Here is a 21,250-nt window from a genome sequence, read left to right as displayed (position 1 = left end):
TGACTTGAGAAAACCTCTATTCTGATGCATGATGGTGCTAAGAATAGAGGTTTTTTATGCAAGTTTATTTAGTAGGCGGCGCAGTGCGAGATCAGTTGCTCGGACACCCCTATCACGAAAAAGATTATGTCGTTGTCGGTGCAACACCAGAACAACTTTTAAACCAAGGGTTCCAACCTGTTGGTAAAGATTTTCCTGTATTTCTACATCCCGAAACTAAAGATGAATACGCCCTCGCTCGTACTGAGCGTAAATCTGGGCATGGTTATCATGGCTTTGAATTTTTTACCGATCCCTCTGTAACCCTTGAAGATGATTTAATTCGTCGTGATTTGACCATCAATGCAATGGCCATGAATGAAGATGGTGAATTGTTCGACCCTTATCATGGTCATCAAGATTTGAATCAACGCATTTTACGTCACGTTTCTGATGCATTTGCAGAGGATCCACTACGAGTATTGCGTGTTGCGCGTTTTGCAGCTCGCTATCATCAGTATGGTTTTAAAGTAGCTGAAGAAACCATAGCCTTAATGAAAAAATTGGCTGATTCTGGTGAATTGCAAGCACTTACGCCTGAACGTGTTTGGAAAGAAACTTCTCGTGCTTTAATGGAACGTGATGCTGATATTTATTTCGAAGTCCTTCGTCAGTGTGATGCTCTCAAAATCCTCTTTCCAGAAATCGAAGCATTATTTGGTGTACCACAACGTCCTGAATACCATCCTGAAATTGACTGTGGTATTCATACCTTGATGTCATTACAACAAGCTTGTAAAGCAGACTACTCGATGGATGTGCGCTTCGCAGTATTAGTGCATGATCTGGGTAAAGCACTCACGCCTAAAGATGAGTTACCTCGCCATATCATGCATGAGGAACGTGGTGTTCAGCCCGTGACTGATTTATGTGAACGTCTTAAAGTTCCGACCCAAACCAAACAATTGGCAATTGCGGTGTGCAAAGAACATCTTAAATGCCATCAGGCGTTTACATTAAAACCAGGAACACTTTGGCGTCTATTACAACGTTTAGATGTATTACGCCGTCCTGAACGTGTTGAGGCTTTTGTACAAGCATGTGAATGTGATGCCAAAGGTCGCTTAGGTCTCGAAGACCGTGAATATCCTCAAGCAAAATATGTATTAGATGCGGTACAGATTGTTCGTTCAATTAAAGCATCTGATTTACCGCCTGAGATCAAAGGCCCTGATATTGGTGAAATGCTGATACAAAAAAGAATCGAGGCTTTGGCAACACACCGAGAAAAACATCAATCCTTGGTAAACGCATAATATTTACCTCCTGAAACTCAGGAGGTAATCGTATTTTAAAAGAATGATTGTTGAAAATATTTAAAAGAATCAATCATTGGTTTAATGATTGAAGCCACTAATAGTAGCGCCATACTGTAATTGAAAATTTTTAGATGCTGTGGCGTACGCACCAAAGTTTGTAATTTTTCTCCGAGTATTCCCCAAGCTCCAGTGCATGGAATACAGACTACACCAAATACAACGCCCAATATGATATACCAATAAAATTCACTGCCTGCAGCTAAATAAGTTGTCACCGCGCCCATTGCCATTATCCAAGCTTTTGGATTAACCCATTGAAATAATGCAGCTTGCAAAAAAGTAATGGGTTTCGCTTGAGTTTTATCTAATTCAACTGAGCCTGATTGAGCAATCTTAATAGCTAAATAGATTAAATAAGCAATACCGATCAACTTTAGAATTTCGTAAACCAATTGATTTTGACTCAGTAATGTACCAATTCCTAAACCAACCAAAATCACCATGACCCCAAAACCGATCGCTACACCTAAAATGTGTCCATAAGTCGCACGGAGTCCAAAGTTCACTCCTGAGGTTGCGACCATCAAATTATTAGGTCCAGGTGTTATGGATGTCACAATTGTATAAATTACAAAAGATAAAAATATAGAAAAAGACATATAGTCGCCTATGATTATTGTTTTAAATCTTCACGTTGAAAAAATGAATTAAATCCAATATTAAAAGATAAAATATTAAATTTATCTAAACAAAATACATGAAAGATTAAATTATTTAAACATAGTTCAATTCATACTTATAAATCATGTTTCAATAGCCATGACAATACTGATTAAACCTGTAAATTTAAACCATGATGTTGCAGCGATCGCTGAATTGACTACCCAACTCGAACAGAAGTTATGAAAGAACGTTTAATAAGGTTGCAAGCCCAGGAGCGTTATACAACCCTAGTATTTATCGATCATGGACAAGTTGTCGCATATATTGGTTTTGTTGAAGAAATATCATGGGAATGTGCTGATCCGTATTTTCGCATTCTAGTACTCATTGTAGATCAAGCGCATCGCGATAAAGGGATTGGTCAAAAACTGTTGGCTCACGTTGAACATATAGCCAGTCAACAAGGTATTCAAAAAATTGTGGTCAGTAGTGGTAATCGTGCTGAACGATTACCTGCACATCAGTTTTATTTAAATCACGGTTTTAAGCGTATAGCACGGCATTTGTCAAAATATTAGCTCCTCAAGATAGTCCTTTATCCTGAGGATAAAAAATCTTATGAGCGATCAGCAGGAAATGTAATCACTTGCTCTAATTTCATTTTCTCTGTTGCCACCATCAGTAAACGATCGATTCCTAATGCGATACCTGAGCATTCTGGCATTTTAGGCAATGCGGCTAAGAGATTTTCATCTATTGGCATAACATCTAAGCCTAATTTTTCGCGTTCAGCATTATCAGCTTCAAAACGGGAACGCAATACATCTGCATCAATCAACTCATCATAAGCATTTGCTAACTCTAAGCCCTCAATGTAAAGCTCAAAACGTGCTGCAACCAATTCCCCATCTTCATCAACTCGAGTTTTTGCAAGAGATGCAAGTTCTGGTGGAAAATCCGTTAAAAATACAGGCGTATCAAAACCTAAGCTCGGTTCCACCATATGCGAAAATAACAAGTCGATATAACCTAGACGATCATCACCCAGATCTAGATTTAACCCAACACGATTACAACAATCCTTTAATTCCTTTAATGTGGATTTAAGTGGGTTGAGATCTAAGCGATCTATAAATGCATGTTTGTAACTTAAAATCGTAGGTCGCACTTCGCCAAAACGATGTGCCAAAGTGACATTGAGTAAATCTGTAACTTCAAACATTAACTCTTTGAGACTTAAATCAGGTCTATACCATTCAAGCATGGTAAATTCACTGTTATGTTTACGTCCATGTTCATCATCGCGAAAAACTTTACAGATTTGATAAATTGGCCCTACGCCTGCTGCCAACAGTCGTTTCATGGCAAATTCTGGTGAAGTTTGAAGATAGTGCTTTTTCAAATGACCATGCACATGACGGCTTGCCTCAACTGATGCCAAGTGGACATCGGTTACTCCAGCATGAGATAAAATTGGAGTTTCCACTTCCAAAACATCACGTTCTAAAAAAAATTGGCGAATCTGTTGATACATCTTCGCTCTGGCTTTCATGGCTGTAAGATCGCAAGTTGGTAGATAGCTCAGAGAGTCAGTCATGCTTGCGGCCCTCCATGAGCAGCCCATTCACGGCGTAATGGATAGGTTTTACGTAATTGATCAAATGAGGCTTGATCTACTTTCCCATCTTTGAGGCATGCTCTTAAGTTCTGATCATCTCTAAAGATATCGTAGATATGGTTTAATTGAGTTTTCAGCGTGTGCTTGAGATCACTATTGTTAAAATATTGTTCACATGTAGGCAATCGGGTTTCGAATTTTTTGGAAGGTTGATGGCCGAAATGCTGACAGAAAGCATCATAAATCATCTGGGTACCACGCGCTTTACCCTCAAGACTATACCCCGCAATATGAGGTGTTACCAATTGCACAAGATCCAGTAACTCCTTCGTAATGATTGGTTCATGCTCAAAGACATCTAGTACAACTTTACGACTTGTTGCTCGAATATCTGCAATTAAAGCCTGTTCTTCAATGACTGGCCCACGGGCAGAATTAATTAAAATTGTAGATGGTTTAAGCTTTTTTAAGGTCTCAGCATTAAACATATGTCGGGTTGCATGCATCCCTGAAGTGGTTAATGGCACATGGATAGAAATTGCATCTGCTTTTGAAAAAACTTCATCTAAAGTGACTTGCTGAATATTTTCTCTTTGTACAAAAGGATCAACCCCGATGACGCTCCATCCCAATAGTTTCGCCATATGTGCGAGTCGTGAACCGACATTACCCAGCCCAATAATGGCTAAAGTGAAATCTTGTTCAGCATCTAGAAGATGAGGATTTAGAGCTAATAACGCAGTAATAACATATTCAGAAACAGCTTGGGCATTACATCCTGCAGCATTTGACCAATGAATATTTTGTTGTTCAATTGCTGGAATGTCCAAATGATCTGTGCCGATCGTTGCACTACCCACAAAGGTTAATGCAGTATTTTGAATGAGCGCAGAATTCACTTTCGTCACAGAACGTACTAATAAGGCTTCAGCATCGACCACATCTTCATGCTTTAAGGTACGACCAGCTTTATTATCAATATCGCCAAATTCTGAAAAGAAATAATCTGTGAATGCTAGATTTTCATCTGCAACGATTTTCATGAGCCTACCCATCAAGATTTTAGCATTATGATAACGCTTCTGGGAGGGTTAGGCTATGTGGCTCGCAGCTTGAGCGACTGACTACCAACCACATAGCACCATTCCTTAAATCAATCTAAATAGAACGTTTTTAAAGGTGGATAACCATTAAATTCGACCGAAGCATAAGAGGTTGTATAAGCTCCAGTACTTAACCAATAGAGTCGATCTCCAATGCTCAAGTTTTTAGGTAACTGATAAGGCACTTTTTCATACATGATATCAGTTGAATCACAGGTCGGGCCTGCAAGCACAACACTTGAATGCTCAGGTGCTGAATGCATTTTAGGTGTGTATATAGGATATTTGATCATCTCACCTAAAGTTTCAATTAGTCCATTAAAGACGCCCACATCCGTGTAGACCCATCGTTTATCATCATGTGCTGATTTATTGGCGATAAGAACAATCTCTGAAACAATCACACCAGCATTACCCACCAACGATCTGCCTGGCTCCAAAAATAATATCACCTGATCATCAAAGTGTTCATCAAGATAGCGTTGAATCTCGTGCGCATAACTTTGGATACTGTCAACATCAGCTAAGTAATGTGCTGGGAAACCACCACCCAAATTGATTAATTGTAAACTGATACCGTATTGGTCTTTCAAAGTATTAAATATTTGCTTCACTATCGTTAAAGCTGAACGCCATACAGTGACATCACGTTGCTGACTACCGACATGGAATGACACGCCAAAGGGTATTAAACCCAATTGTCTAGCTTTCACCATTAAATCAACCGCCATATCTGGATGGCATCCAAATTTACGTGATAGTGGCCAATCTGCTGTACCTCCTGACTCTACCATTGCCCTGACAAAGACTTTAGAGTTCGGTGCGAATTCGGCTATTTGGGCGAGATCTGCTTCAGCATCAGTGACAAATAAACGGATTCCTTTTTGGTAAGCGTATTCAACGTCTGAAGCTTTTTTAATAGTATTACCGTATGAAATACGATCTGGATGAATTCCACATTCAAGCGCTTTGTCTAACTCATAAATTGATGCAACATCAAAACATGAGCCAAGTTGATCAAGTTTATGAATAATTTCACGACCTGGATTTGCTTTCACTGCATAATAAATATGGGCTTTTGGAAAGCTATTTTGCAACTCAATAAATTGAGTTTGCACTTGATCTAAATCAACAACTAAAAAAGGGCTTTGCTTTGTTTCGGCAAAATTTTGGATTTTTTTCCATTGTTGATCAGAATAGTATTTTTCTAATTGCATGTAAGATCCACTCACGTTAGCGAATAATTTAACGAAAATGACCTTTGGCTATAAGTGTTTTGGCTAGGGCCGTTGATTGTGCATGTGTTGATTTTCAAGGTATGCACATTAGTCTTACATTAATCTCTATCCAATTTAAGACGATCACTCCATTCATTCAACGTTGGCTCCTCCACCAGATCTTGAAATTCAATTTGAAAGCCTTTTTCACGTAGCAATCCAACCAGCGTCATAAGACTGACTGAATCAAGTCCTAACATAAATAAATTATCCTCCTGCTGAATTTCATCTACAGGTAAATTCAATTGATGAGCGACCATATTTTTTAACTCAATCATGCTTAATTCATTCATGATCATTGCCCCTGACCTAAGGCGTTAATCACAGTCTGAGTATCTATGACTTTTGCACAGCGCCCAGTCGCATACTTTAGTGCAAGATCATGTTCTTCTCGGCTAAAATCCGCCAAGGCATCACCCACCATAAATGCTTGAATATCCAACATAAATGCTTCGGCAGCTGTTAATAAGCAACCAATATGGGCATATACTCCACAAATCACTAATTGATCGCGATTGGCTTGTTTGATTTGCTGCTCAAAATCACTTTTTTTAAATGCGCTATAGCGCCATTTTGTCAGCACGGTGTCTTCATTTTTTGGTTGAAGCGGATCAATAATTTTGGTCAATGCTGGATCAGCTGACAAACCTTTACCCCAAAAATCCGTTAATAGTTGACGATGTTCTTGCGTCTGATCTCCAGGTTGTGCGGTGTAATAGACTGGAATTCCTAGTGCATGTGCCTGATCAATAAGGGCTTTACAATTTCGGATTAATGTGGGAATGGGCGCTTGGGTCTGATCGTAAAAATCTAAAAAATATTGCTGAACATCATGTACCAATAAAACCGACCGTGACGCATCTAAAGTCCAATCAACTTTGTTAACTGGAAAATCTTGAGCAGATGGCATGGGATAACTTGCAATACGTGGGATTGCCATATTTTATTTCCTTAGTTAATTCGTGTCTTCGGTGAGGCGTTTTCTGAGTTGTTTCTTGTCGATTTTGCCCAATGCCGTATAAGGCATTTCTTCAATAAATTCGATGTGATCTGGGATCTTATAGGTCGCCAGACCGTATGCTTGAACGAATTGTCTAATTTGCAGTTTCAGCCTTGTTTCTGATGCATCTTGATCGTTAGGTCGCCATTGAATAAATGCACAACTTTTTTCTCCTAACTTTGGATCTGGTTGTGCAACCAAGGCAGACAAGATGATTTGTTGGTGTTGATTTAAAACCTGTTCGACTTCTTCCGTCGCGATTTTTTCACCGCCACGATTAATTTGTTCCTTACTTCGTCCTTCAACAATAATATTGCCTTCTGGCGTTAATCGTACTAAATCACCAGTGCGATAAAATCCATCTAAGGTAAAAGCACTTCGATTATGTTCTGAAGCCCGATAATAACCTCTAATGGTATAAGGGCCGCGAGTTAAAAGATGCCCCACCTCACCCAATGGCAGCTCGTGATCCTCCTCATCGACGATTTTTATTTCATCATCTGGACTTATACGGGAACCTTGGGTACCTATAATGACTTCTTTCGGATCATCGTAACGCGTGTAATTCACCAAGCCTTCTGCCATACCAAATACTTGTTGTAATCGGCAGTGGTATTGATCAATCAACTTTTCAGCTAAAGCATCTGGCAACCTTGCCCCACCGACCTGTAAAGCCGTTAATTTCTTAAAAATATTTGTTGCGCCGTTTTGAACTGCTTCAGCCCATGTTGCTGCTAATGCAGGGACAAGAGCAACATGCGTAATATGGTGCGCTTCAATGAGTGGAAATGCAGTTTGGGGAGAAGGATCTTTCGCTAAAACAAGTGTTCCACCTGCATAAAATAGACCCAATGAACCAGCCGAACTCATACTGAAATTATGTGCTACTGGAAGCACCATAAGCATACGGCTTTCTGTATGAAGTTCACAAATATCTGCACTGGCACGAACACTATACAAATAGTCATCATGTGTTCGTGGTATAAGTTTCGGTGTGCCAGTACTGCCCCCTGAAAGTTGAAAAAAAGCCACATGGCGAGCCGTTATTTTGGGCTTTGAAACCATATGATTTTTAAACGATGCAAGATTCGGCCAAGGATCAAAATCGCCTGCATCACCAACGACAATCACTTGCTGTAAAGTCGGACATCTGCGCTGGCACTCTTGCGCTAAGGATCTGTAATCAAAGCCTAGATGCTTATCTGCACAGATATACAATTTGGCATCTGTTTGCTGAATAAAATGACTTACTTCGGCATGACGGTGTGCTGGTAAACTCATCACTGGTCGCATCCCTATCCGCAAAGCTGCAAAATAAGCAATAAAAAACTCTGCTATATTTGGCATTTGAATCACAACAGCATCTGCCAGCCCATAGCCTTGTTTAGTCAAGAAGACTGCAAATTGTTCAATATTTTGATTCAGCTCTTGATAAGAATACTGGCGATCACCACAAATCAATGCCACCTGATTGGCAAATTTCTGGGCTGATTCTTGAAAAAATTCAGAAATGGTTTGACCTTTCCAGTATCCCTTTTGAATGTACCGTTCTACGAAATCTTCTGGGTATGGCACGATGCCATCCCAGAGCAAAGACTCGTCATTTACATTTGCATTCATTTTATTCCCCATGATTTAAGTGCTGAGAATCTAAACCCAATGCATTTAACATCGTTTTAAATTTCACGATAGTTTCTGACAGTTCACTGTTCGGCTGTGAAGCTTCAACAATTCCTGCACCCGCATAAAGACGCGCATAATGGTCAAAGATACGCCCACAACGTACATTCACTGCCCAAGCACCATTCCCTCGGGCATCACACCACCCCATGGTTCCAGCAAAAAGGTTACGGTTAAAAGGCTCTAGTTCCGAAATCAACTGGCGAGCCATAGGGGCTGGTTGTCCACAGACTGCTGGCGTTGGATGTAAAATTGAGACCACATCAAAGATATGTTGCTCTGGATCTTTCAACGTTCCCTGAATTTTGGTCGCCAAGTGCCAAACCGCCTCTGTTTTAATCAGTGAAGGTGATTTTGGGATATTGAGCGTTTTACACAAGGGAGCGAGTTGATCTGCAATGGCTTCGATAACTACGGCGTGTTCATGCTGATCTTTTTGCGAAGCAAGCAATTTTTCAGCTTGTTGTTGATCCAGTGTTGGATCTGAATGACGTGCTAATGTTCCTGCAACTGGATGGCTAAACAAATATTCATTTTGCTTCGCAACGAGAAGTTCTGGACTTGCCCCCATAAACCAACCAGATTGTTTTGGGTTTTGGGCCAACGCAAATGTGTAGCCATCAGGATTAGAGGCCAACAACTGGTAAAATAAATCAATAATATTAATTTTGTGTTGGGTTTTAAGATCAATTGCCCGAGCCAATACTGCTTTTTCTAGCGGTGATGACTTCATCAATTCAACCAATTTAACGACACCAGCAATGTATTCCTCTTGTGCTGGGATGAGAGTCGCTTGCACTTGATCATCAAGAGAAGACTGAGCCGATTGATCAATGCGCTCATTTACAAATGTGTTTTTTGCTTCCGCAATCGATATTTCTGGTAAATCTCGATGATCAAAAGGCAAGCTCCCGACCAAAATAAGATCTTTATTCGCTGTTAATTCGATTTTTTTTTGTAGTGCAGATTTTGCTTGTTCGAGCCACTGTGCTTGCTGCTGATTAAAATTTAAATGAGAAGCTCGATCAAATTCGATATGTTCAACTAACTTTTTACTTGAAATGGTCCCCGTTGGCGTTGCGAACACGAAGCCAGGTTGATCTTCCTCAATTAACTCTTCCTTTTTTATGCCTATCATATTTTGAAAAACTGACGGTTCTATTGGCAACATATTTGTTCTCACGATTATCTGTTCACACTGCGTGCATCAAACTTTCAACATTCACAAAAGGACAACCTCTAGGAGTTGAACGCAACCAATATAATAATTATTATTCCCAATTGAAAATGATTATCGTTTCAATTTGTTAATAAAATTAAAGGATACTTAAATGGGTTTATATATCGTGACGGGTGCAGCCAGAGGAATTGGTGCTGAAATTTGTCGTCAACTATTGCAGAAGGATCATCAAGTCATCGCAATTGATCGGATTGATGCCATCAATCAATGGGAACTTTTTAAATTAATTCCTGAAGCATCACTCAACCATCTAGACCACATCAGCTGTGATATTCGTAAGACCAATGAGATTATTCAGCACATTGAAAATTCTATACTTTTTAAAGGCACGATCACGGGGTTAGTGAATGCTGTGGGGGTCTTAGAAATGGGATCTTTATTAAATACATCTGTTGAACAATGGCATGAAAATTTGTCGATAAATTTCATTGGCCCTGCCGAACTTAGTCGTTGGGTCGCTCACCAAATGATTCCTCAAAGAGAAGGTGCGATTGTGAGCATCAGTTCAAATGCAGCCCTCATTCCAAGAATGAATATGGGTCTGTATGCAACCACCAAAGCTACAGTGAGTCACTATTTTAAAAATCTCGCGTTGGAACTCGCGCCTCACAATATTCGCTGTAACTTAGTTTTACCTGGCTCAACCCTTACACAAATGCAAAAACAACTATGGACTGAGGATCGCCCTCCAGCAGGCATTGTCAACGGAAATCTAGAACAATTCCGAAATGGTATTCCATTGCAAAAGATTGCTGAGGCTGAAGATATTGCCAATGCCGTGATGTTTTTACTTTCAGAGCAAGCACGCCAAATCACAATGCACGAATTGGTGGTTGATGGTGGAGCAACTCTAGGCGTGTAACAGCCCTATTGCCTCATTCAAAGGATAAACTGCCAGACTATTCTGGCAGTGGTTTGTGAATTTGAAGTTTTTCAAAAACAAGTTCTGGTTGAGCTAACCAAGTTTTCATCATCTCCATAAAATCATACCAATAAGCTTTAAGACTCAGCACATCATAGAGTTCTTTATGTCCGTCAACAGCGAGATACAATCGTTCGATACCATCAACAAACTTATTGGTAATCGCGGTATCAAAGTCTTCAATTGGGCCAGCGGATATGGTTGTTTTTGTTAACTTACACCCTTCGAAATGTTCAGGTAAAGGATAAGGAATCCAATTCACAATAGGTCCAAATAAGATATTTTCATAGGGATCAAAATCTTCTAATACAAATCGCATTTGCTCAAAATAGCTTTGCTGATGCGGTCGAATTTCGGCAAACCTTTTCGTTAATAATAAAATGATTTCTTTTAAGTTTTCTTGTCCAGTAATGCCCAACCTTAATGGCAGGATATTCATGACTAAGCACGGAATACGCATAGAAGAAGTACCCAACCGAGACATAAAAGGTACCCCAAAGCATTGTTGAAGATCTTTAGACTGTTTCATTATATAACTCATCATCACTGCCATGACGATAAGAGCACTGGGCAATTTTAATTCAGTTGCTAATGCATTTAATTGTAGCTGTGTAGGCCAATCAATTACCTCTTCATAACGTGGCCCTTGTGAAAATGGCTCTTTTAATTTTCGTTTAAGTCGTTTCTTAGGGGCTTTCTCATACGAAAAATTAGCCTTCCAAAAGTCTAAATCTTTTTTAGCTTTTTCAGAGTGAAGGTAGTGCTGTTCTTCTACAATAAACTTTTCATAATGATCGAACCCTTTAATTTTTAATTCAGTACCATTTTTGAGAGATTGATAATAATCAATAAATCGGCTAATCATCAGTCCGTAAGCGTAACCATCTAATGCAACGTGATGCGCTTTAAAAAATAATCCATACTTTTGCTCACCTAAGTGTGCAAACACATAGTCATATAAATGACCCGATTCTAAATTAAATGCTGGTTCTACTTCTTTTTCAGCCCACGCTAAAATTTCCTCCTCATCAAGCTGAGATAAATCAACGAAGCTAGGTTTCCGTATCGTGACATCATCTACTCGATAGACGTGTTCACCCTGAACTAAAGCTCGCCAATGAAGCGATTTAGCTTCCTTTAATGTGAGATAAACTGCTTTTTGAAAAAGCTCTCGATCTAATGGTCCCTCAATAACCAACCACTCCGCCGTATGAAAAGGATAACTGCCATGATAATAATGTCCTTTCCACATACTGTGTTGTGCACGAGTTAATAGATCATGGGATTCATTGATTTGCATAAGACAACCGCATAAATTTAATTTTCATTATAAAATCAAAGTTTTACAAAATATTTCAACCTTCATATTTTGTGATTACACTTTGGCACAAAAAGATTATTAAATATAATGATTATCATTTGCAAATTAAATTTGTTTGATTTAGATTAATAACCATTCAAATCTGTCGACTGACGCACGTATTACTGTATCGACGATCTTCACTCCATTGATAAGTACAGAAGATTAAATAATGACGACACAACCTCCTCCTCTAGCTCGACATATTTCTGTCCATTCAACAGAACAAATTTCCACTCATTTACAGCGTATTAGGTTTAAAAGTGAAGATTTCACAGGTTATGCAAAATGTGATGGTGGTGCGCACATCAAATTGTTTTTTCCGAACTCTGATCAACAAGCACCTGACCTCCCGTTTCGAAATTCTTTAGGCAAAATCACGTGGCCAAATGGAAAGAAACCAATTACGCGGACATATACTGTTCGAGATTTCGATGAAGAACAGCAACTTTTAGTCATCGATTTTGTAAGACATGAAGATTTTGGTATAGCGGCTGATTGGGCAAAGCATGCCAGTCCAGGTGATCTGTTAGGTCTAGCCGGTCCAGGAGGACCAGCACGTTTTAAAATCGATGCAGAATATTGGATTTTTGTTGGAGATCTTTCAGCAATCCCGATGATCGCTGCCTCTCTTGAACAATTACCAAAAGACGCTCATGGTGAAGTTTGGATCGAGATCGAAGATGATTCAGACCAAATACATCTGAATAAGCCTGAACACATTAAAGTTCATTGGTGCAAAGGCCCTCATGAATTGAATAATAAAATCCGTGATTCTTTGCAAAACTTAGACTGGAAAAATAAAGATATTTCAGTATCACTGGCGGGTGAAAATTCAACGGTGGTTGAACTTCGTAAAATACTGAGACAAAACTTTCAGCTACCCAAGAGCAATTTATATGCTGTGCCTTATTGGAAGCAAGGTCACAACGAAGAGGCTTATCATGAGGAACGCCATCAAGTGATGGATGCCGTTGAATAAGTGAATAGAATTATTTTAATTAAATATGTAGAAAGATATGAAATATAAAATTGCAATTATATTGAGTGCTATCACTCTCTTCACAGCATGTTCTCAGTCGAATGAACCTTCTTCACGAGACAGTAAAGCGACGGTTGAATCTCAAATAAATACTACACGACAAATTGAAGATGCTTTAGGTCGTCAAGTTACGATTCCTGTTCAGCCACAACGTGTTGTGGTTTTAAGTGAACTTGATTTGGATAGTGCTATTGCGCTTGGAATAAAACCTATAGGCAGTAGTTATGTTCGAGGTCAAAGTAATTTTCCAGATTACCTCAAAAATGAAACACAACAAATCGCTTCCGTCGGTAACTTTGGACAACCGAGCATGGAACAAATTCTTACGTTACAACCTGACTTAATTATTGCTGGAAGCATGATTGATACACAAATGATTAATCAATTGCAGCAAATTGCACCCACTGCAGTCAGTTTTGCACGCGGCGAGCCATGGAAAGACAGTTTCAAAAAGGTAGCTCATTTATTAAACAAAGAACAACAAGCCCAAAAAGCTCTAGAAGCGTACGATCAATATGCGCAAGAAGCTCAACAGAAATTACATGCTCAACAAGGTCAATCAGTCAGTGTCATTCGTTGGACAGCCAATGGACCTGTGTATATGTTAAATGATTCATTTGCGAGCCAAGTTTTAAAAGATATTGGCTTAACACGACCTCAACATCAGCAACAACCAGGTGCAAGCCATACGCCCCCAATCAGTCGTGAACGTTTTGATCAAATTGATGCATACTGGCTCATCATTGGCAGCCATCTAAACGCAGATAAGCAGCTGGCCGAACTAGAAAAATTACCAGAATTCCAACGTCTTAATGCTGCAAAAAACAAACATTATTTCGTGGTGGATGCATCTATGTGGACTGGCATAGGTGGACCACATGCTGCTCGACATGCCATTGATGATGTATTGAAGCATTTCCATAATTAACATGCTGAAGAATGCTACAACTGTACTTGATCGATTCCCGCTGATGGGAATCGTGCTTAGCTTAATTATTTTTTGTTGCGCTGTTTTGTCGATCGCGTACGGCGCTGGTCAGCCCTACTTTACAGACAGTTTGCAACTTATTCTTCAGGCACTAAGTCAATGGTCGTTAGAACCAATCACTCCCCTATTGGAAATTAGAATTCCACGTACTATTGCGGCGGTGAGTGTCGGATTAGCTTTAGCGATCTCAGGCGTCATCCTTCAAAACTTGCTTAAAAACCCTTTGGCTGATAGTGGATTAATCGGAATTAATAGTGGCGCATCTCTTGCCATTGTTCTGGCCATTGTTCTTCAAATGGATACCATAGGACTATTTTTTTGGGCGCTGATTGGTGCATTAGTGAGTGCCTTATTGGTCTTTGCCATCACCCCTCGTCAAATGACAGATCAAAGCTCACTTACACGTTTAGTCTTGGCTGGACTGGCAATCACCAGTACATTCCAAGGTTTTATGGCTGCCATTCTTCTGAGTTTCCAAAATGGTTTAGATGACTATCGTTTTTGGGTTTTAGGTTCGCTCAATCGCGTTGATATTCAATATCTCGGTCTTGCACTAATTTTAATGGCGATCGGACTCATCATCGCTATATTGGTGATACGCCCCCTGGGTCTTAGCTTAGTTGGTGATCAACTGGCGAATAGCTTAGGCTTAAATACGAAACTACTTGATGCATTCTGCATTTTAGCTGTGGTTTTATTAACTGGAAGTGCCGTTGCATTAACAGGACCAATTGCCTTTTTAGGCTTGATTGCACCTTACTTTGCACGAGCTATTGGTGCTCAGAGTATTCAGAAACAACTCATCTATAGCGGACTATTTGGCATGTTGTTGTTGCTGATCGCGGATATCATTGCACGTGCAGTCGTGCAACCTTTCGAAGCCCCTGTCAGTATTCTTTTAGCCTTATTAGGTGCACCTATTTTGATATGGATGGTACGTCAAAATAACTTACAAAATATCATTCAAGCGGAGAAATAATATGTATTCTCTGTTGAGTCGTTTAAAACAAAAATCAGTGATAAAGGCTTGGATAATCATTGCGATTTTACTGATATCACTCAGTTTATTTAGCCTGATGTACGGTGAAATCACATTAAATTTGAATACGCTATGGAATGTATTGACAGGCAATGCGTCAGCTCCACATCAACTTCTCGTTGAAAAGATTAGATTACCACGACTTTTGGCAGCCTTATTGATTGGCGCTGCACTCGCCTTATCTGGTCTCATTCTTCAAATTATCACCAAAAATCCTCTTGCGAGCCCAGATGTTTTTGGTATCAGTGACAGTGCAGTGCTTGCTTTGGCATTCACCATTCTCCTCTCAAGTTCTAGTATGTTAGGTCAATGGTGGCAAGCATTAGTGGGTGCGATCTTCTGTGTTTTTTTTATTTTAATTGCTTCAGGCGGCGTAGGAACACAGGGGTATCGTATTTTGGTCATCGGGGTCGGAATTGCAACACTCATGAAAGCCAGTTTTGACCTTATCCTTGCGACACTGCCAGTAATGCACACCAGTAATATTTTAATTTTTAGTAGTGGTAGTTTGATTGGTCGAAGCTACAGCATCTTGCTACCAACTTCGATTTTTATCATGCTGCTTGTCAGTATGATTGTGCTGTGGCGGCGACTATTTAGTGCAATGGTTCTCCCTGATTCTGTCATTGATAGTCTAGGAGAACCCTTACCTAAAATTAGACTGATGCTCATTATTATTGCTGCGTTTCTCGCTGGGACCGCTGTCAGTATTGCGGGCCCCATTGGATTCGTGGCTATTGCCGCACCAATCATCGCATTTAAATCATTTCCTCATCATTTATTTCCGATTTTCCCAACCATGTGTATTGGTGCATTAATGGTTTTAAGTGCTGATTTACTTGGAAAAAATTTGCTTGCCCCTGTCGAAATTCCCGCAGGCATTATTAGTGGCATGGTTGGGGGTCCACTGTTGTTGTGGTTGTTATATCGTCATTCTAGAAGTATGAGTCGTACATGAGTTTAATCATCAATCAATTAAGTGCTGGATATAATCATCATCAAGTTTTGAAGGGTATCAATGCTGAATTTCAGCAGGGTCAAGTCATCGTCCTCATTGGTCCAAATGGCTGTGGAAAATCGACCTTGTTAAAATGTATTGCTCAAATTCATCCATATGATCAAGGCGAAGTCATTTGGGAAAAAAATCAACTGAATATACTCAGTAAAAAGTTGCTCGCTAAACAACTTGCATTACTTCCACAGCATGTAACTGCACCCAACGGCATGACAGTTGAGCAGTTAGTGCGCTTCGGTCGTTTTCCACACCAAGGTTGGTTTAAACGACTCAACATCGAAGACCAAAAAGCGATTGATGACGCCTTGTCTGCGACCCATTTAAGCGAATTAAAAAATCAAAATTTAAGCAATCTATCAGGAGGTCAACGTCAACGTGCATGGATCGCAATGGTCCTCGCACAACAAACTCCTTTAATTCTTTTAGATGAACCAATCAGTATGCTCGATATCGGTCATCAAGCCGATATTTTAAATTTAGTCCGCTCTCTAGCCTCACAAGGTAAAACCATAGTGATGGTTCTACATGAATTAGCCACTGCTGCACGCTGTGCCGATTTTCTAGTTGCCATGAAAGATGGTCAAATCATTGTACAAGGAAAATCAGAAGATGTTTTAACAAAGCAATTAGTTCATCAACTCTATAACTTAGATGCTGAAGTCAGGCTGGTTGAAGATGATCAACTCAAAAAAAGGTTACTGGTCATCCCAAATAAGTTTGGTGATTAAACACTCGAATAAAAAGCTTGAATATATAGAATGAAAAAAGCCCTGACATTTGTCAGGGCTTTTTGAATTTGGCGGAAGCGGTGAGATTCGAACTCACGGAGGACTCACACCCTCGTCGGTTTTCAAGACCGGTGCATTAAACCGCTCTGCCACGCTTCCATGTGCGCCATAATACGAAGCTTTTCATATCATGACAAGTAAAAATTACAATCAAACCATTCAAGTGAATATAGTTTCACCAAATGATTCAAATTTATTAAATTTTGGCTGCAATTTCAGCACCTTCACGAATCGCACGCTTAGCATCAAGCTCAGCAGCAAGCTTTGCACCACCAATAATGTGATATTTTGCTAAAGTTGTTTCAGTCTCTGATGGCATAATCTCTTTAACAGATTCTTGCCCTGCACAAACAACGATAGTATCGACTCGTAATAATTGATCATGCCCACCAACTTCGATCCACAGACCTTCATCACTCACTGATTTGTATTGAACGCCACGCAACATTTTCACATGATGTTTTTTTAATTGGGCGCGGTGAACCCAACCAGAGGTTTTACCTAATCCTATACCCAAAGGCGTTGTCTTACGTTGCAATAAATATATTTCGCGAACTGGATGATCCACTTCAGCAGGTTGTAAACCACCTTCAGAAACATACTGAATATCAGGATCAACTCCCCACTCACGTTTCCATTCTGCCAAAGGTTGTGGCTGTGGCTGATGTTCAGGTTTTAATAAAAACTCTGACACATCAAATCCGATACCACCAGCACCAATTACTGCTACCTTTTGACCCACAGGCGCACCTCTTAATACTTCTGCATAAGATAAAACTTGTGGTGCATCACTTCCTTCAATCTTCAATGCACGTGGTACAACGCCTGTCGCAACAATCACTTCATCAAAGCCTTCACGCTCAAGCTGTTCACGATTAACTTTAGTATTTAAACGAAGTTCAACCCCAGTGCGCTCAATTTGGACTTTAAAATAGCGAATGGTTTCATGAAATTCTTCTTTCCCAGGAACAACTTTCGCTAAGTTGAATTGTCCCCCTACATCATTAGTGGCTTCAAATAAAGTAACCTGATGACCACGACTGGCAGCAACGGTCGCTGCCGACATTCCAGCTACACCACCACCCACAACAGCTACTTTTTTTGGCTTCTTGGTTTTTAAATAAACCAGTTCAGTTTCATAGGCTGCACGTGGATTCACTAAACATGTGGCACGTTTATTTTTGAAAGTATGATCCAAACAAGCCTGATTACACGCAATACACGTATTGATTTCATCAACACGATTAGTTGCCGTTTTATTCACCCAGAAAGCATCTGCCAATAATGGTCGAGCCATTTGAATCATGTCGGCTTTACCTTCAGCCAAAATAGCTTCGGCAGTTTCAGGCATATTGATTCGGTTGGATGCAATCACAGGCACAGACACATGTTTTTTTACCTCTGCGGTATAATCTACAAATGCCGCACGAGGAACAGAGGTTACAATTGTTGGCACACGAGCTTCATGCCAACCAATACCTGTATTCAATAATGTGATACCCGCTTCTTCTAGCGCTTTGGCAACCGTGATCACTTCATTCATTGTATTACCGTCATGAACTAAATCGAGCATAGATAAACGGAAACAAATGATAAATTTTTCGCCAACTTTCGCGCGAATTGCCTTAACAATTTCAACTGCAAAGCGCATACGGTTTTCTATTTCACCCCCCCATTGGTCTGTACGTTGATTGACATGACGACTCATAAATTGGTTCAGCAAATAGCCTTCTGATCCCATGATTTCAACACCATCATAGCCAGCTTTTTTCGCGATACTTGCTGTAGCCGCATAATCTTGAATCGTATCCAAAATTTGTTTTTCTGACATTTGTCGTGGTTTGAATGGTGAGATCGGCGATTTTATTGGGCTTGCAGAAACCACAAAAGGTTGATAACCATAACGCCCTGAATGCAAAATTTGCATTAAAATTTTTGCACCATGTTTATGAACTGCATGTGTCACTAATCGGTGTGGGGCAACATCACCTAAGGTATTCATTGTGCCACCAGCTGGAAGGAGCCAGCCTTGACGATTAGGCGAAATACCACCTGTAATGATGAGACCTACGCCCCCTTTAGCACGTTCACCAAAATATGCTGCTAATTTAGGATAATTATAAAAACGATCTTCTAGACCGGTATGCATCGATCCCATCACGACACGATTTTTGAGGGTAGTGAAACCAAGATCGAGAGGTTTTAATATATTTGCATAGCGAGTTGTCATGGCAATTCCTTATTTTATGGGCTTTGCAACTTGTTGCATAAAACTATACTTCTTTTTTCATAACTGTTTATGGCAATTTTTTTTCTTTTTCTATAATAAATTACCAACTATGAAATTAGATATTAATATTCAATCACTTACAAAAAATATTTTTCACTAAGTTCGCTTTGAAAAATTGCAATAAAATAAATTGATGCATAAAAATCTTCATAAATGCGCTGTATTCTTTTCAAGAAGAAATCATGAATTAGATTAAGCACTACCTATTACTTCTGAGTTTCGACGAAATATTGCTACTTATTCTAATATTTTTGCACCACGTATCTTTTTTTAAAAAAAATTACCAATGAAAAGTGCTACAATTGAAGAAATATATTTTTCAGGTTACCAATTTTCTAGGTGCCTATATTCTATCGTTAGGATGAACAATGTCTGATAATGCAACTATCTTACAGAATGTACCTGTAGGCAAAAAAGTTGGTATTGCCTTCTCTGGTGGTCTTGATACTTCTGCAGCTCTATTGTGGATGAAACAAAAAGGTGCTGAACCTTATGCGTATACAGCAAACTTAGGTCAGCCAGATGAAGATGATTACGATGCTATTCCAAAGAAAGCTGAAGCTTATGGCGCTGTTAAAGCACGCTTAGTGGATTGCCGTTTACAACTTGCATTAGAAGGTATTGCAGCAATTCAATGTGGCGCATTCCATATCTCTACAGGTGGTGTACCTTACTTCAATACAACGCCACTTGGTCGTGCAGTCACAGGTACAATGCTTGTTACCGCGATGAAAGAAGATGACGTCAACATTTGGGGTGACGGATCTACTTATAAAGGTAACGACATTGAGCGTTTCTACCGTTATGGTCTATTAACGAACCCAGCACTTAAAATTTACAAACCTTGGTTAGACCAAACATTTATCGATGAACTTGGTGGCCGTGCAGAAATGTCACAGTTCCTCATCGATAACGGTTTTGACTATAAAATGTCAAAAGAAAAAGCATACTCAACAGACTCAAACATGCTTGGTGCAACTCACGAAGCGAAAGATCTTGAGTATCTTGATGCTGGTATCAAAATCGTTGAACCGATTATGGGTGTTGCTTTCTGGAAAGAAGACGTTGAAATCGCACCTGAAGAAGTTTCAATCACATTTGAAGAAGGCTTCCCTGTTGCACTTAACGGTCAACGTATTGAAGATCCAGTTGAGTTAATTCTTGAAGCGAACCGTATCGGTGGTCGTCATGGTCTAGGTATGTCTGACCAAATCGAAAACCGTATCATCGAAGCGAAATCTCGTGGTATTTATGAAGCTCCAGGTATGGCACTTCTACACATTGCTTACGAACGTCTTGTGACTGGTATTCATAACGAAGATACCATTGAACAGTACCGCATCAACGGTTTACGTTTAGGTCGTTTACTTTACCAAGGTCGTTGGTTCGACTCACAAGCGCTTATGCTTCGTGAAACTGCTCAACGTTGGGTTGCTAAAGCAATCACAGGTACTGTGACTTTAGAACTTCGTCGTGGTAACGATTACACTATTATGAACACTGAATCTGAGAACCTTACATATGAAGCTGAACGCTTAACTATGGAAAAAGGTGATTCTGTATTCACGCCAATGGATCGTATTGGTCAATTAACCATGCGTAACCTAGACATTACAGATACACGCGCTAAGTTAGGAATCTATACTGGTGCAGGTTTACTTGCTGTAGGTACAGGTTCTGCTGTTCCACAACTTAAAGACAAAAACTAAGATTTAGTTTAGTCCTAAAAAAACCGCGCTTTGAGCGCGGTTTTTTATTTGGGCATGAAAATCTATCATTGTTCCCTAGATGAATAATGACTCATTCATCCAACGTATGCTTCATTTTTATATTAATCAGCACAAATAGATGTAAAACCCCTTTTATCGGCTTTTGTCGTTATCAATTTCAAGCAATATCGATTATCATCTATGTTATTTTTTCAGTA

General features: G+C 39.7%; 19 protein-coding genes and 1 tRNA gene. 9 read left to right on the top strand and 11 right to left on the bottom strand.

The genetic code is table 11. The features are described 5' to 3' along the window. The first annotated feature begins 56 nt into the window (after positions 1-56). Positions 57-1,295 carry a multifunctional CCA addition/repair protein gene (locus tag AC1M9L_RS03115; RefSeq protein ID WP_481591305.1) on the top strand — a complete coding sequence of 413 codons (1,239 nt, stop codon included), beginning with the start codon at positions 57-59 and terminating at the stop codon, positions 1,293-1,295. Positions 1,296-1,330: 35 nt separating this feature from the next. Here the strand turns inward: AC1M9L_RS03115 and AC1M9L_RS03110 are convergent, their stop codons facing one another. Beyond that, the gene (locus tag AC1M9L_RS03110; RefSeq protein ID WP_481591304.1) at positions 1,331-1,957 is read right to left on the bottom strand and encodes a LysE family translocator; all 627 of its coding nucleotides are present in this window, start codon (positions 1,955-1,957) and stop codon (positions 1,331-1,333) included. A gap of 243 nt (positions 1,958-2,200) precedes the next feature. On the opposite strand from AC1M9L_RS03110, the gene AC1M9L_RS03105 reads away from it, so the two are divergent. After that, the gene (locus AC1M9L_RS03105; protein WP_481591303.1) at positions 2,201-2,539 is read left to right on the top strand and encodes an N-acetyltransferase family protein; all 339 of its coding nucleotides are present in this window, start codon (positions 2,201-2,203) and stop codon (positions 2,537-2,539) included. Positions 2,540-2,577: 38 nt separating this feature from the next. On the opposite strand, the gene epmA is transcribed toward AC1M9L_RS03105, so the two are convergent. From epmA to AC1M9L_RS03070, 7 genes are all read right to left on the bottom strand, one after another. Beyond that, positions 2,578-3,558, bottom strand: coding sequence for an EF-P lysine aminoacylase EpmA (epmA, locus tag AC1M9L_RS03100; protein WP_481591302.1), 981 nt, complete (start codon positions 3,556-3,558; stop codon positions 2,578-2,580). Further along, positions 3,555-4,622, bottom strand: a complete 1,068-nt coding sequence (locus tag AC1M9L_RS03095) for a 4-phosphoerythronate dehydrogenase (RefSeq protein ID WP_481591301.1) — start codon at positions 4,620-4,622, stop codon at positions 3,555-3,557. The genes epmA and AC1M9L_RS03095 overlap by 4 nt, the downstream gene beginning before the upstream one ends. Before the next feature lie 110 nt (positions 4,623-4,732). Further along, positions 4,733-5,899: a type III PLP-dependent enzyme gene (locus AC1M9L_RS03090; protein WP_481591300.1), complete on the bottom strand. Its 1,167-nt coding sequence runs from the start codon at positions 5,897-5,899 to the stop codon at positions 4,733-4,735. A gap of 119 nt (positions 5,900-6,018) precedes the next feature. Beyond that, entirely contained in the window at positions 6,019-6,252 is a 234-nt protein-coding gene (locus tag AC1M9L_RS03085) for a phosphopantetheine-binding protein (RefSeq protein ID WP_481591299.1), read from the bottom strand. Between the two features lie 2 nt (positions 6,253-6,254). Next, a complete protein-coding gene (locus AC1M9L_RS03080) occupies positions 6,255-6,899 on the bottom strand; it encodes an isochorismatase family protein (RefSeq protein ID WP_481591298.1) in 645 nt (214 codons plus the stop codon). Positions 6,900-6,914: 15 nt separating this feature from the next. Further along, positions 6,915-8,579, bottom strand: a complete 1,665-nt coding sequence (locus AC1M9L_RS03075) for a (2,3-dihydroxybenzoyl)adenylate synthase (RefSeq protein ID WP_481591297.1) — start codon at positions 8,577-8,579, stop codon at positions 6,915-6,917. A 1-nt stretch (position 8,580) separates the two neighbouring features. Beyond that, positions 8,581-9,810, bottom strand: coding sequence for an isochorismate synthase (locus AC1M9L_RS03070; protein ID WP_481591296.1), 1,230 nt, complete (start codon positions 9,808-9,810; stop codon positions 8,581-8,583). Positions 9,811-9,970: 160 nt separating this feature from the next. On the opposite strand from AC1M9L_RS03070, the gene AC1M9L_RS03065 reads away from it, so the two are divergent. Then, the gene (locus AC1M9L_RS03065; protein ID WP_481591295.1) at positions 9,971-10,741 is read left to right on the top strand and encodes an SDR family oxidoreductase; all 771 of its coding nucleotides are present in this window, start codon (positions 9,971-9,973) and stop codon (positions 10,739-10,741) included. A 37-nt stretch (positions 10,742-10,778) separates the two neighbouring features. Here AC1M9L_RS03065 and AC1M9L_RS03060 read toward each other — a convergent pair whose 3' ends face one another. Next, entirely contained in the window at positions 10,779-12,101 is a 1,323-nt protein-coding gene (locus tag AC1M9L_RS03060) for a condensation domain-containing protein (protein ID WP_481591294.1), read from the bottom strand. A gap of 232 nt (positions 12,102-12,333) precedes the next feature. On the opposite strand from AC1M9L_RS03060, the gene AC1M9L_RS03055 reads away from it, so the two are divergent. From AC1M9L_RS03055 to AC1M9L_RS03035, 5 genes are read left to right on the top strand one after another with little or no spacing between them, the layout of a single operon-like run. Next, a complete protein-coding gene (locus AC1M9L_RS03055; RefSeq protein ID WP_481591293.1) occupies positions 12,334-13,143 on the top strand; it encodes a siderophore-interacting protein in 810 nt (269 codons plus the stop codon). Between the two features lie 37 nt (positions 13,144-13,180). Beyond that, entirely contained in the window at positions 13,181-14,131 is a 951-nt protein-coding gene (locus AC1M9L_RS03050) for an ABC transporter substrate-binding protein (RefSeq protein ID WP_481591292.1), read from the top strand. 1 nt (position 14,132) lies between these two features. Further along, positions 14,133-15,170, top strand: a complete 1,038-nt coding sequence (locus tag AC1M9L_RS03045; protein WP_481591291.1) for a FecCD family ABC transporter permease — start codon at positions 14,133-14,135, stop codon at positions 15,168-15,170. A 1-nt stretch (position 15,171) separates the two neighbouring features. Further along, on the top strand, positions 15,172-16,188 hold the full coding sequence (locus AC1M9L_RS03040; protein WP_481591290.1) for a FecCD family ABC transporter permease: 1,017 nt from the start codon (positions 15,172-15,174) through the stop codon (positions 16,186-16,188). Next, positions 16,185-16,973, top strand: coding sequence for an ABC transporter ATP-binding protein (locus AC1M9L_RS03035; protein WP_481591289.1), 789 nt, complete (start codon positions 16,185-16,187; stop codon positions 16,971-16,973). The genes AC1M9L_RS03040 and AC1M9L_RS03035 overlap by 4 nt, the downstream gene beginning before the upstream one ends. A 69-nt stretch (positions 16,974-17,042) precedes the next feature. Here the strand turns inward: AC1M9L_RS03035 and AC1M9L_RS03030 are convergent. Together AC1M9L_RS03030 and AC1M9L_RS03025 are read right to left on the bottom strand one after the other, a co-directional pair. Continuing rightward, a tRNA-Ser gene (locus tag AC1M9L_RS03030) sits at positions 17,043-17,132 on the bottom strand. A gap of 97 nt (positions 17,133-17,229) precedes the next feature. After that, positions 17,230-19,263, bottom strand: a complete 2,034-nt coding sequence (locus AC1M9L_RS03025) for an FAD-dependent oxidoreductase (RefSeq protein ID WP_481591288.1) — start codon at positions 19,261-19,263, stop codon at positions 17,230-17,232. Between the two features lie 428 nt (positions 19,264-19,691). Here AC1M9L_RS03025 and argG point away from each other — a divergent pair, with 428 nt between their 5' ends. Next, positions 19,692-21,032 carry an argininosuccinate synthase gene (argG, locus tag AC1M9L_RS03020; RefSeq protein WP_092765981.1) on the top strand — a complete coding sequence of 447 codons (1,341 nt, stop codon included), beginning with the start codon at positions 19,692-19,694 and terminating at the stop codon, positions 21,030-21,032. Positions 21,033-21,250: the final 218 nt, after the last annotated feature.

The sequence above is a fragment of the Acinetobacter sp. ANC_7511 genome (genome assembly GCF_056779975.1).
The sequence above is the reverse complement of the archived record's forward strand: the minus strand, read 5'-3'. Positions and strand labels throughout refer to the sequence as shown.

Coding starts and splice junctions, on each gene's coding strand:
- AC1M9L_RS03070 (WP_481591296.1), bottom strand. CDS start 9,810: ATGTTGCCAATAGAACCGTCAGTTTTTCAAAATATGATAGGCATAAAA.
- AC1M9L_RS03075 (WP_481591297.1), bottom strand. CDS start 8,579: ATGAATGCAAATGTAAATGACGAGTCTTTGCTCTGGGATGGCATCGTG.
- AC1M9L_RS03105 (WP_481591303.1), top strand. CDS start 2,201: ATGAAAGAACGTTTAATAAGGTTGCAAGCCCAGGAGCGTTATACAACC.
- AC1M9L_RS03095 (WP_481591301.1), bottom strand. CDS start 4,622: ATGAAAATCGTTGCAGATGAAAATCTAGCATTCACAGATTATTTCTTT.
- AC1M9L_RS03080 (WP_481591298.1), bottom strand. CDS start 6,899: ATGGCAATCCCACGTATTGCAAGTTATCCCATGCCATCTGCTCAAGAT.
- AC1M9L_RS03025 (WP_481591288.1), bottom strand. CDS start 19,263: ATGACAACTCGCTATGCAAATATATTAAAACCTCTCGATCTTGGTTTC.
- AC1M9L_RS03045 (WP_481591291.1), top strand. CDS start 14,133: ATGCTGAAGAATGCTACAACTGTACTTGATCGATTCCCGCTGATGGGA.
- AC1M9L_RS03065 (WP_481591295.1), top strand. CDS start 9,971: ATGGGTTTATATATCGTGACGGGTGCAGCCAGAGGAATTGGTGCTGAA.
- AC1M9L_RS03050 (WP_481591292.1), top strand. CDS start 13,181: ATGAAATATAAAATTGCAATTATATTGAGTGCTATCACTCTCTTCACA.
- epmA (WP_481591302.1), bottom strand. CDS start 3,558: ATGACTGACTCTCTGAGCTATCTACCAACTTGCGATCTTACAGCCATG.
- argG (WP_092765981.1), top strand. CDS start 19,692: ATGTCTGATAATGCAACTATCTTACAGAATGTACCTGTAGGCAAAAAA.
- AC1M9L_RS03110 (WP_481591304.1), bottom strand. CDS start 1,957: ATGTCTTTTTCTATATTTTTATCTTTTGTAATTTATACAATTGTGACA.
- AC1M9L_RS03060 (WP_481591294.1), bottom strand. CDS start 12,101: ATGCAAATCAATGAATCCCATGATCTATTAACTCGTGCACAACACAGT.
- AC1M9L_RS03040 (WP_481591290.1), top strand. CDS start 15,172: ATGTATTCTCTGTTGAGTCGTTTAAAACAAAAATCAGTGATAAAGGCT.
- AC1M9L_RS03055 (WP_481591293.1), top strand. CDS start 12,334: ATGACGACACAACCTCCTCCTCTAGCTCGACATATTTCTGTCCATTCA.
- AC1M9L_RS03090 (WP_481591300.1), bottom strand. CDS start 5,899: ATGCAATTAGAAAAATACTATTCTGATCAACAATGGAAAAAAATCCAA.
- AC1M9L_RS03115 (WP_481591305.1), top strand. CDS start 57: ATGCAAGTTTATTTAGTAGGCGGCGCAGTGCGAGATCAGTTGCTCGGA.
- AC1M9L_RS03035 (WP_481591289.1), top strand. CDS start 16,185: ATGAGTTTAATCATCAATCAATTAAGTGCTGGATATAATCATCATCAA.
- AC1M9L_RS03085 (WP_481591299.1), bottom strand. CDS start 6,252: ATGAATGAATTAAGCATGATTGAGTTAAAAAATATGGTCGCTCATCAA.